Here is an 11,002-nt window from a genome sequence, read left to right as displayed (position 1 = left end):
TTCTGCGATGACTGAGCCTTTTGCGTAAGAAGATCAAGAGCAGATCAGAAGCAGTACAAGAGCTTCCCGGCTGAAGCCGGTCCCACGGGTTGTACGCGGCGTGCTTTTTAGTGGGACCGGCTTTAGCCGGGAAGAGGCCAGTCCGGGTGCTGACGGAGTGTGAGCCGATCACTGCCTCTCGATCCCCACCCCATAAAGAACCGGCCACTTGGGCCGGTTCTTCAATCGCGCAGCAGCATCGACTTAGTCGTTGAAGTCGTGCCAGCCGCCCATTTCTTTCCAGCGGTTGACGATGCCGCAGAACAGCTCGGCAGTCTTCTCGGTGTCGTAACGGGCCGAATGGGCTTCGCGGCCATCGAAATCGATGTCCGCCGACTGGCAGGCTTTCGCCAGGACAGTCTGACCGTACGCCAGGCCCGCCAGGGTCGCGGTGTCAAAGCTGGAGAACGGGTGGAACGGATTACGCTTCATGTCGAGCCGCGCAACCGCTGCGTTGAGAAAGCCCAGGTCGAAGCTGGCATTGTGGCCCACCAGAATCGCGCGCTTGCAGCCATTGGCCTTTAGCGCTTTGCGGATGCCGCGGAAGATGTCGGTCAGCGCCGTTTCTTCGCTCACGGCCATGCGCAGCGGGTGATCCAGTTTGATGCCGGTGAACTCCAGCGCCGCGGCTTCAACGTTGGCACCTTCGAAGGGTTCGACGCGGAAGAAATAGGTGTGGTCCGGAAAGACAAAGCCTTTCTCGTCCATGCCAATCGTCGTGGCGGCGATTTCCAGCAATGCATCGGTGGCGCAATTGAAACCGCCAGTTTCTACGTCAACGACAACGGGCAGGTAACCGCGAAAACGGGCAGCCATCGGGTGCCGGGACCCTGTACCGCCACCGGAGCCTTCTTGCTCGTCTTCGTAATGTTCTTCACTCACGCGTGTTCCTCCAGCAGGCGCCAGCGCAGTTTTTCACCGGCGCGCAGCGGGATAACAGAAAGCTCGCCAAACGGCAGGCTGGCGGGGGCCGTCCACTCGTCACGAACCAGGGTAATGGTGTCGGTGTTGGCCGGCAGGCCATAAAAGGCCGGGCCGTGGAGACTGGCGAAACCTTCCAGCTTGTCCAGCGCATTGCGTGACTCGAATGCCTCGGCATAAAGCTCGATGGCGGCGAACGCGGTGTAGCAGCCGGCACAACCGCATGCCGCTTCTTTGGCGTGCTGCGCGTGGGGCGCGGAGTCCGTTCCGAGGAAGAACTTGCTGCTGCCGCTGGTGGCCGCATCGAGCAGGACGACCTGGTGGGTGTTGCGCTTGAGGATCGGCAGGCAATAGAAGTGGGGACGGATGCCGCCCACCAGCATGTGATTGCGGTTGTACAGCAAATGGTGCGCAGTGATGGTCGCGCCGACATTGGCTGACGCTTCAGTGACGAACTGCACGGCGTCGGTGGTGGTGATGTGTTCGAACACCACTTTCAACGTCGGGAAACGCTCGACGACACGGCGCATATGTTCATCGATGAAAATTTTCTCGCGGTCGAACACGTCGATGTCGCCGCGGGTCACCTCGCCGTGGATCAACAGCGGCAGTCCCACTTCGGCCATCGCCTCGAGCACCGGGAAGATCTTGTCGACGCTGGTCACGCCCGAATCGGAGTTGGTGGTGGCGCCTGCCGGGTACAACTTGGCGGCGTAGACGAAACCACTGGCCTTCGCGGCGCGAATCTCTTCGGGCTGCGTCAGGTCGGTCAGGTAAAGCACCATCAGCGGCTCGAAGCGACTGCCTTGCGGGCGCGCAGCGAGGATGCGCTGACGATAAGCGTCCGCTTGCTCGGCGTTGCGTACCGGCGGCACGAGGTTCGGCATGATGATCGCGCGGCCAAAAGTGCGCGCTACGTCGGCGACGGTGTGGGGCAAAACAGCGCCATCTCGAAGATGGATGTGCCAGTCGTCGGGGCGCAGGAGGGTCAGGCGTTCGGACATTGGGGATTCCAGGCGGGTCAAACTCGCTGGGAATGCTACCGGAAAAGACTCCTCCAGGCACTCGCTATCAAGTTTTGCGGGAAGTTACCGATAGCCACGTGTAAGTCATAAATCCTGTTACACGTAAATTCAGTGGAGCCTCCCGTGCGCCAGCGATATCTAGCTCTGCTCAGCGCGTTTGCCAGCCTGCCGGCCATGGCGCTCACATTCCAGACCCGTCTGGAGAATATTGAGTGGAAGGTGGAAGGCGACCAGTTCGAGTGCAGGCTGACGCAGCCGATCACCGATTTCGGTGCCGGAGAGTTCGTGCGTCGCGCGGGTGAGCAGCCGACCTTTCGCTTGAAAGCCAATGGCTACAGTCTGGCGTCCGGTTCGGCCATGTTGATTGCCGCCGCGGCGCCGTGGCAGCCGGGTCGCAGTGACCTCAATCTTGGCGCGGTGAGAGTCAGCGGCGGCGAGATTCCTTTCAATACCAACCAGGCCCAGGCCACACGCCTGATCGCGGGCCTGATGGAAGGGCGCAGCCCGGTGTTTCGTCATTCTCTGCGCGATGGCGGCGGCGCGATGGAAGTCCGTCTGTTGCCAGTCAAATTCAGCAAGGCCTACGGCGAGTTTCAAGAGTGTACGGCGAAGCTGTTGCCGATGAATTTCGAGCAAGTGCGTCAGTCCGAGATCGGCTTCCCTGGCGGCGGCATCGAGCTGGACGCCAAGGCCAAACGCCAGCTGGACACCGTGCTGGCTTATATGAAGGCTGATCCGACGGTCAATCACGTCGAACTCGATGGTCACTCTGACAACAGTGGTAACCGATTGACGAACCGCGATCTGTCGCGGCGTCGTGCGCTGTCGGTCATGGACTACCTCAAGGCCCAAGGCATCCCGGAAGAGCAGATAACCCTGCGCTTCCACGGCGAACAGTACCCACTGGCGCCAAACACCAACAACGCCAATCGCGCGCGCAACCGCCGGGTCAACATTCACCTGGAGCGTGTGGCGCAGCAGACTCCGGCCATACCGCCCGCTGCTGCACCCGCTCCGGCGCCGGCCCCATTGCCTGGGCCTGCCGCAACGCCAACCCCCGGCGCTGCGCCTGTGACAGCAGCCAGTGCGACCCCCGCCAAGGCGTCTTGATGCTGCGCGGCCAGGTCGTCTGACTGACAGAATCTGTCGCTTTGTCGTCAGAAGCTGTCGCGACACTGTAAATTCCCGCGCGTGATCGGTAAACTCGTCGGTTTTCCGTACAACGCGTTGGAGTGATGGCATGGCGGACGTAAACAAGGTAGTTCTCGCGTATTCCGGTGGCCTGGATACTTCGGTAATCCTCAAGTGGCTGCAAGATACGTACAACTGCGAAGTGGTGACCTTTACCGCTGACCTGGGTCAGGGCGAAGAAGTCGAGCCGGCACGCGCCAAGGCACAAGCCATGGGCGTAAAAGAAATCTACATCGACGACCTGCGCGAAGAATTCGTGCGTGATTTCGTGTTCCCGATGTTCCGCGCCAACACCGTCTACGAAGGCGAGTACCTGCTGGGTACTTCCATCGCGCGCCCCCTGATCGCCAAGCGCCTCATCGAAATCGCCAACGAAACCGGCGCCGACGCCATTTCCCACGGCGCTACCGGTAAAGGCAACGACCAGGTCCGCTTTGAACTGGGCGCCTATGCGCTCAAGCCTGGTGTAAAAGTCATTGCGCCATGGCGCGAGTGGGACCTGCTGTCCCGCGAGAAGCTCATGGACTATGCCGAGAAGCACGCGATCCCCATCGAGCGCCACGGCAAGAAAAAATCCCCGTACTCGATGGACGCCAACCTGTTGCACATCTCCTATGAAGGCGGCGTGCTGGAAGACACCTGGACCGAGCACGAAGAAGACATGTGGCGGTGGACAGTTTCCCCGGAAAACGCGCCGGACAAGCCGCAGTACCTGGAGCTGACCTACCGCAATGGCGACATCGTGGCATTGGACGGCGTTGAAATGACTCCGGCCACCGTCCTTGCCACCTTGAACCGCATTGGCGGCGAGCACGGCATCGGTCGTCTGGACATCGTCGAAAACCGCTATGTCGGCATGAAGTCCCGCGGCTGCTACGAGACCCCGGGCGGCACCATCATGCTGCGCGCTCACCGTGCGATCGAGTCGATCACCCTGGACCGCGAAGTCGCTCACCTTAAAGACGAGCTGATGCCGAAGTACGCCAGCCTGATCTACACCGGCTACTGGTGGAGCCCTGAGCGTCTTATGCTGCAGCAGATGATCGATGCGTCGCAGGCCCACGTGAATGGTGTCGTGCGCCTGAAGCTGTATAAAGGCAACGTCATCGTGACCGGTCGCAAGTCCGACGAGTCGCTGTTCGATGCCAACATCGCGACGTTCGAAGAAGACGGCGGCGCCTACAACCAGGCAGACGCTGCGGGCTTTATCAAGCTCAATGCATTGCGCATGCGGATTGCAGCGAACAAAGGCCGCAAGTTGTTCTGATCGTTGTTGTGATTGATGTGCAGCCCTTGTTCAGGGCTGCACTCATTACACCTGTCCTCCGTATGCCACTGCCGCTTCACCTGCAACCGTTACTGATCCGACACCGGCCGGTTGTTGCCGTCGTTCAAGAGCAGTAATAGACGCTCTTGCGCTGTGCGTTATCTCCTGCCTCAATCTGGCAAATCTGTCTCTCCGCCAGCGGCTTTCTCAGCCGTACCCCCCTGCGAAGTTGTACGAAACTCAAAACGATAGGCTTTGCCGATGTCCCAGATATCGCGTACGCCGACACCCAGTAGTTGAGCGATCTCCGGAACGGTGTAACCCAGCGCCGAGTAATGCATGGCATGCCCGGCAATGGCGTCGTCCAGGGTAACCGGCTCTCGTTGCCGGGATGCGCGTGACCGGCGAACAGGCTGGCAGTAGCGGATTTTCAGGCCGTTCTCGCTGGCCAAACGCTTGATGTCCTTTTGGTTCATGCGCAGCGAGTATTGCAGCGCGGCGACACCAGCTCCCTTGGCCACAAGGCCCTTAAGCAGGTCGACCTTGGTGCACAGCTCGGCTTCTGGATCGGCCTCTCGGGTTTGCCTCGACGCTTCCGTCTCCCGCGACTCTCCTTCTGCAATGACGTTAATGACGCCGCCCTGGGAAACATAGCGCTCTACCGCCTCCGCCAGTTTGATAGGGTCACTGCTTGCGCCAATGGAGTATTTTATTTTCTTGGTCATGGTAGGTTCCTTTGAACATATCAACTAAACAGCCTTCACTGCCGGGACGCTCACGCTTAAGAGCGTTTAAACACTGAATGGCTTATTCAAGCCGAAGAGCGGCCTGCGCACGGATTACTGTCATAAAGAAGCGCCAGTATTTATGTGTGCAATAATCTTATATTGTGATAAGAGCCACTAACTATTAGTGGGGTGAACCATTCGCTCATCAAAAAGTAACGACTGGTAATAGGTTTGGCAAGTAAAAAGCCAAAAAATAGGGGGTTTGTTTTTTAATTCCTTTCGGTGAAGTTCTTTGCGGTAATAATAATCCGTTAGTTATGTAGTATTTTTCTGGAATGGCCTGAGGGTGCTGGATGTTATCGTCTGAATGGTATTACGTGAGAGGCGGGCCAGCCCCTCGTTTTAATAGGGGGTGATGTGAGGCGGTCGTTATAAGTTGGGTAACCCGGTTCGAGGGGGGGTAAGTGACGTAACTATCTGGCCCCCTCCCGGTACCCCGTATCAAGGCGGGACCAGTTGAAAGTTAATCCGGACTGTTCAGAAATTTCTGAACACGCTGTAGGTCCTTTCGAGTATTTAAGATGTAATCAAACTCTTCGAGTTTGCCTGTGTCATTTAACCAAATGTGTGCGGTCGCATACGGTTCCCATGGCCCGCAATATTTTATGATTTTTGTTTGCTGGCGGCCCGGCAATATGGGCATATGCTGAAGCCATACGCCCAAGGTGAATGGGCTTAAACCCATTGGCCTGAGCCAGTCCTCACAGAGATAACCATTTTTCCCGAGCGTCCAGGAAAGCCCTGGATTTCCGCGTATTCAAACCCGTCGGCGGAGCAGGCGGTTCGCCGACCTGCCTTAGGACAAATCGCGCTATCAACCCGCATTCATATAGTGAGAAATGCTCAGCGTATTCAGGATTCAAAAATTACCACTTGCGGTCTCGGACATTATGCGGTCACGTACTGAGAGGGGATTGAACATCGTAAAAAATAGAGCGGATAGGGCAGGTTTTGTAGGATTTTTCTGTTGGTTGAGTGAGAAAGGTCTTTGCCTGCTGATCTGCAGGGAGGAGCGCCATGCAAAGCACTAAACGACTAAGCTATTGTGCGGGCTCTGAAAATTCGAACAGCGAAGAATGGACTGCTCATGAATAAAGTGTTGATCGTGGATGATCACCCTGTCATCAGGCTCGCCGTACGCATGTTGATGGAACGCCATGGCTACGAAGTCATTGCCGAGACGGATAACGGCGTGGATGCGTTACAACTGGCGCGCGAGCACTTGCCGGACATTGTCATTCTGGACATCGGTATCCCCAAGCTCGATGGCCTTGAGGTCATCGCCCGATTGTCGGCGATGACGCTGGCCTTCAAGGTGCTGATCCTGACTTCCCAGGCGCCGGGGCATTTTTCAATGCGCTGCATGCAGGCGGGTGCTGCAGGTTATGTCTGCAAGCAGCAGGATCTGACCGAGTTGCTCAGCGCCATCAAGGCGGTGTTGTCCGGCTACAGTTATTTCCCCAACCAGGCGTTGCACACAGTGCGCTCCAGTCTCGGCAATGCCAGTGAGGCGGAGATGGTGGATCGTCTGTCGGGAAGGGAAATGATGGTGTTGCAGCAGTTGGCCCGTGGCAAGACCAACAAGGAAATCGCCGACGGCATGTTCCTGAGCAACAAAACCGTCAGCACGTACAAGACGCGCCTGCTGCTCAAGCTCAATGCGCATTCGCTGGTCGACTTGATCGAGCTCGCGCAACGAAACGGGTTGGTCTGATGGCCGTGAGAGGACGGTGTCTGAGGGCGGCGTCATCAGCTGATGCCGCCAAGCCTCTCTGTCGGGAGAGGCCTGCTGCTCGAGTGCCGTCCAGGCCGGCTCAGAAATCGAAGTCGTAATCCGCAAGCTGACGTTGCAGGCGACGCTCTTCCAGAAGGTTGTCGATCGTGCGGCGCTTGCTGAGGTTGGTCTTGGCGGTTTCTACCGGCGCGGGCGGGACTTCGTCCGGGTCCTCGATCACGAAGTCGTCGTCAACTTCGACTTCGATGGTGTCTTTTTCATCGCTCATGATTCAGCCTCAGGCGTGAACGGTCGTTGGCGCTCCTTATAACGACAAACCCTGCGCGGGTAAAAAAGATTTTTTTAATCGATCAAAGCCTTGAGACGCTATCGTTCAATCGTCAGAGGTCTTGGCCTTGTACTCGCACAGGTCTTCGATCCGACAACTGCCACACCGGGGCTTGCGCGCAATACACACGTAACGCCCGTGAAGGATCAGCCAATGGTGCGCATCCATGAGGTAATCCCTTGGCACGAATTTCATCAGCTTGTTTTCAACTTCCACCACGTTCTTGCCTGGCGCGATGCCGGTACGGTTGCTGACGCGGAAGATGTGCGTGTCGACTGCCATCGCCAACTGGCGGAACGCGGTGTTCAGGACCACATTCGCGGTCTTGCGGCCCACGCCGGGAAGGGCTTCGAGTGCCTCTCGGGTCTGCGGCACCTCGCCGCCGTGCAATTCCATCAGCAAACGGCACGTTTCGATCACGTTTCGGGCCTTGCTGTTGTACAGGCCAATGGTCCTGATATAGGCAGACAAACCCTCGACACCCAGCGCGTAAATCGCCTCAGGCGTATTGGCGACCGGGTAGAGACGCGCCGTGGCCTTGTTGACGCTGACATCGGTGGCCTGTGCCGAGAGAATCACGGCGATCAGCAGCTCGAACGGCGTGGTGTAGGCCAGTTCGGTTTTGGGATCGGGATTGTCTTCGTGCAAGCGACGAAAGATCTCAAGGCGTTTGGCGGCGTTCATGGGGTGGGCTTTTCCTGAAAAGACGGTGCTGCGGGCGCCGGGTTCTGCAATTGGGCCAGCGCATGCTCTGCCTCGTCGAGGCCACGCTGCAGTTGCACGAGTTGCGCAGCTTGTTCGGCAATCGGCGGGTGACCAAAGGCTTTCAACGACTTCAGCAGTTGAGCTCTGCTCATGGCGACCTGGGCGCGTGCCTGTTTCAACGCCGCGTCACTGCCTGTCGACGGTTTTGAGCGAATCCGCGCCAGGGCGGCTTGCGCCGGATCTGGCTGGAGAACGGCCGGCGTGACGGTCCGTAACGGGCGAGCCTGGCGTTCGGCCTGGCGTCGCTGCTCATCGCGCTGCAGGCGGGCCGAGCGCGCATCAAAGCGTTGCCGCGCACGACTGCGTTTGACGGCCCTGACGGATCGCTGCTCTTCATCCATCGGGCAATCACCAATGAACGGCACGGAGGTCACTGGCAACGGCAGCATGTCGATGCAGTCGACCGGGCAGGGCGCAACGCACAGATCACAGCCGGTGCATTCCTGAACGATGACGGTGTGCATCAGCTTGGCGGCGCCAACGATGGCGTCTACGGGGCAGGCTTGAATGCATTTGGTGCAACCGATGCATTCGGCCTCGCGAATGAACGCGACTTGCGCCGGCGCGCGGCCTCGTTCGATGTCCAGTTGCAGCACCGGCACTTTCAGCAGTCGAGCCAGTGCTGCGATGGTCTCGTCGCCGCCGGGTGGACACTTGTTGATGGCTTCGCCGCTCGCAATGCCTTCGGCGTAGGGCTGGCAGCCTGGATGGCCGCACTTCCCACACTGGGTTTGCGGCAGCAAGGCGTCGATGCGCTGAATCAGGCTCATGCTTGGACCAGATCGACGACCCGAGCGGGCCGTCGATAACGTGCAGAATGTTACGGTTCGGGTCGGGTTACTTGATGCGCTGACCGGGCTTGGCGCCGCTGTCAGGGCTCAGCAGGTAAATCTCTTCACCGCCAGGACCCGCTGCCATCACCATCCCTTCCGAGATACCAAAGCGCATTTTCCGCGGCTTCAGGTTGGCGATCATCATGGTCAACCGACCCTCCAGCTCCGCCGGGTTCGGGTAGGCACTCTTGATGCCGGAGAAGACGTTGCGCTTCTCGTCGCCGATATCCAGCGTCAGGCGCAGCAGCTTGTCGGCGCCTTCGACGTGCTCGGCTTTCTCGATGAGCGCGACGCGAAGGTCAATCGCCGCAAAGGCGTCGAAGTCGATCTCCGGAGAGAGCGGGTCTTTCGTCAGCTCGCCATTGCCCTGCGGTGCCGCACCTGTGTCGGTGGCGCTGGCGGCTAGGTCTTCTTTCGATGCGTCGGTCATGGCTTCCACTTTTACGGGGTCGATGCGGGTCATCAGCGGCTGGAACGGGTTGAGCTGATGATTGCTCAGCAGCGTCTGGTGGTCGTTCCAGGTCAGTGGCGCGACGTTGAGGAACTGCTCGGCGTCTGCGGCCAGATTCGGCAGCACAGGCTTGAGGAAGATCACCAACTGACGGAACAGATTGATGCCCAGGGCGCAGATCGCCTGAACCTCGTCCTGTTTGCCTTCCTGCTTGGCCAGCGACCACGGCGCCTTTTCGGCGATCCAGGCGTTGGCGCGGTCGGCCAGCGCCATGATTTCGCGCATCGCACGGGCAAAGTCACGCGCCTCGTAGGCGTCGGCAATGCTCGGCGCTGCGGTGCGGAAAGCGTCGGTCAACTCCGGCTCGGCATTGCCGGCCACCAGCAGACCTGCGTTGCCTTTCTGAATGAATCCCGCGCAACGGCTGGCAATGTTCACCACCTTGCCGATCAGGTCAGAGTTGACCTTCTGCACGAAGTCTTCAAGGTTCAGGTCGAGATCATCGACGCCACGGCCCAGCTTGGCCGCGTAGTAGTAACGCAGGTATTCCGGCGACAGGTGCTCAAGGTAGGTGCGTGCCTTGATGAAGGTACCGCGGGATTTCGACATCTTCTGGCCATTGACGGTCAGGTAGCCGTGGACGTTGATGCCGGTAGGCTTGCGGAATCCCGAACCCTCGAGCATTGCTGGCCAGAACAGCGCGTGGAAGTTGACGATGTCTTTGCCGATGAAGTGGTAAAGCTCGGTGGTCGAATCCTTGCGCCAGAACGCGTCGAAGTCCAGCTCCGGACGGCGCGCGCACAGATTCTTGAAGCTCGCCATGTAGCCGATCGGCGCATCCAGCCATACGTAGAAATATTTGCCCGGCTCGTCGGGGATCTCGAAACCGAAATACGGCGCATCGCGGGAGATGTCCCACTGCTGCAGGCCGGAATCCAGCCACTCGGCGATCTTGTTCGCCACGGCGTCCTGCAGTGTGCCACTTCGCGTCCAGCTCTTGAGCATGGCATCGAACGCAGGCAGGTCGAAGAAGAAATGCTTGGAGTCTCGGAGCACCGGGGTTGCACCGGAAATCGCGGACTTGGGGTCTTTCAGGTCAGTCGGGGCGTAGGTGGCACCGCACTTCTCGCAGTTGTCACCGTACTGGTCTTCGGTGCCGCATTTCGGGCAGGTGCCTTTAATGAAGCGGTCGGCCAGGAACATTTTCTTTTCCGGGTCGAAATACTGCGTCACGGAGCGCGTGGCAATGTGGCCGGCGTCGCGAAGACGTTTGTAGATCTCGCTCGACAGCTCGCGGTTTTCTTCGGCGTGGGTCGAGTGGAAGTTGTCGAAATCCACCAGAAAGTCAGCGAAGTCGGCGCTGTGCTCGGCCTGCACGTTGGCGATCAGTTGCTCGGGCGTGATGCCTTCTTTTTCGGCGCGCAGCATGATGGCCGAACCATGGGCGTCGTCCGCGCACACATAAATGCACTGGTTGCCGCGGTGCTTTTGAAAGCGCACCCACATGTCGGTCTGGATGTACTCGAGCATGTGGCCAAGGTGAATGGAACCATTGGCATAGGGCAGGGCGCTGGTGACGAGAATCTTGCGTGGCTCGGACATTGGGCTCGGCTACTTGAAGTGAAACGGAGGTCGGCCACTATAAAGGCCTGAGCGTTT

9 protein-coding genes and 1 pseudogene are annotated in these 11,002 nt (G+C 58.8%); 3 read left to right on the top strand and 7 right to left on the bottom strand.

From position 1 onward, the window contains the following. Positions 1-243 precede the first annotated feature (243 nt). A complete protein-coding gene (gene rnt, locus ABEH28_RS26520) occupies positions 244-921 on the bottom strand; it encodes a ribonuclease T (RefSeq protein WP_122536107.1) in 678 nt (225 codons plus the stop codon). Beyond that, positions 918-1,964: a dihydroorotase gene (pyrC, locus tag ABEH28_RS26515; RefSeq protein WP_346631513.1), complete on the bottom strand. Its 1,047-nt coding sequence runs from the start codon at positions 1,962-1,964 to the stop codon at positions 918-920. The genes rnt and pyrC overlap by 4 nt, the downstream gene beginning before the upstream one ends. A 144-nt stretch (positions 1,965-2,108) precedes the next feature. Between pyrC and ABEH28_RS26510 the strand changes: the two genes are divergently transcribed. Together ABEH28_RS26510 and ABEH28_RS26505 are read left to right on the top strand one after the other, a co-directional pair. Beyond that, a complete protein-coding gene (locus ABEH28_RS26510; RefSeq protein WP_192171585.1) occupies positions 2,109-3,095 on the top strand; it encodes an OmpA family protein in 987 nt (328 codons plus the stop codon). A 130-nt stretch (positions 3,096-3,225) separates the two neighbouring features. Further along, on the top strand, positions 3,226-4,443 hold the full coding sequence (locus ABEH28_RS26505) for an argininosuccinate synthase (protein ID WP_007938916.1): 1,218 nt from the start codon (positions 3,226-3,228) through the stop codon (positions 4,441-4,443). A gap of 170 nt (positions 4,444-4,613) precedes the next feature. Here ABEH28_RS26505 and ABEH28_RS26500 read toward each other — a convergent pair whose 3' ends face one another. Then, a complete protein-coding gene (locus ABEH28_RS26500; RefSeq protein ID WP_244655866.1) occupies positions 4,614-5,168 on the bottom strand; it encodes a hypothetical protein in 555 nt (184 codons plus the stop codon). A 1,150-nt stretch (positions 5,169-6,318) separates the two neighbouring features. On the opposite strand from ABEH28_RS26500, the gene ABEH28_RS26495 reads away from it, so the two are divergent. Continuing rightward, a complete protein-coding gene (locus tag ABEH28_RS26495; RefSeq protein ID WP_037012286.1) occupies positions 6,319-6,945 on the top strand; it encodes a response regulator transcription factor in 627 nt (208 codons plus the stop codon). Between the two features lie 100 nt (positions 6,946-7,045). Here ABEH28_RS26495 and ABEH28_RS26490 read toward each other — a convergent pair whose 3' ends face one another. The 4 genes and pseudogenes from ABEH28_RS26490 to metG form a co-directional block, all read right to left on the bottom strand. After that, positions 7,046-7,234 (bottom strand): hypothetical protein, encoded by a 189-nt coding sequence (locus ABEH28_RS26490; protein WP_192171584.1) that lies wholly within the window; start codon positions 7,232-7,234, stop codon positions 7,046-7,048. A gap of 105 nt (positions 7,235-7,339) precedes the next feature. Next, entirely contained in the window at positions 7,340-7,978 is a 639-nt protein-coding gene (nth, locus tag ABEH28_RS26485; RefSeq protein ID WP_346631512.1) for an endonuclease III, read from the bottom strand. A 23-nt stretch (positions 7,979-8,001) separates the two neighbouring features. Further along, a pseudogene (rsxB, locus tag ABEH28_RS26480) lies at positions 8,002-8,934 on the bottom strand (electron transport complex subunit RsxB); the annotation flags it as partial. Beyond that, a complete protein-coding gene (gene metG / locus ABEH28_RS26475) occupies positions 8,897-10,945 on the bottom strand; it encodes a methionine--tRNA ligase (RefSeq protein ID WP_282366885.1) in 2,049 nt (682 codons plus the stop codon). The pseudogene rsxB and the gene metG, both read right to left, overlap by 38 nt. Between the last annotated feature and the right edge of the window lie 57 nt (positions 10,946-11,002).

It is taken from the genome of Pseudomonas sp. Ps21-P2, from assembly GCF_039672565.1.
Classification (GTDB): Bacteria; Pseudomonadota; Gammaproteobacteria; order Pseudomonadales; family Pseudomonadaceae; genus Aquipseudomonas.
Note: the sequence above shows the minus strand (reverse complement) of the source record. Positions and strands in the feature narration are given on the sequence as shown.

Bases quoted from the DNA above. Each gene is read 5' to 3' on its own strand.
- ABEH28_RS26490 (WP_192171584.1), bottom strand. From the start codon at position 7,234: ATGAGCGATGAAAAAGACACCATCGAAGTCGAAGTTGACGACGACTTC.
- ABEH28_RS26505 (WP_007938916.1), top strand. From the start codon at position 3,226: ATGGCGGACGTAAACAAGGTAGTTCTCGCGTATTCCGGTGGCCTGGAT.
- pyrC (WP_346631513.1), bottom strand. From the start codon at position 1,964: ATGTCCGAACGCCTGACCCTCCTGCGCCCCGACGACTGGCACATCCAT.
- ABEH28_RS26495 (WP_037012286.1), top strand. From the start codon at position 6,319: ATGAATAAAGTGTTGATCGTGGATGATCACCCTGTCATCAGGCTCGCC.
- nth (WP_346631512.1), bottom strand. From the start codon at position 7,978: ATGAACGCCGCCAAACGCCTTGAGATCTTTCGTCGCTTGCACGAAGAC.
- metG (WP_282366885.1), bottom strand. From the start codon at position 10,945: ATGTCCGAGCCACGCAAGATTCTCGTCACCAGCGCCCTGCCCTATGCC.
- ABEH28_RS26500 (WP_244655866.1), bottom strand. From the start codon at position 5,168: ATGACCAAGAAAATAAAATACTCCATTGGCGCAAGCAGTGACCCTATC.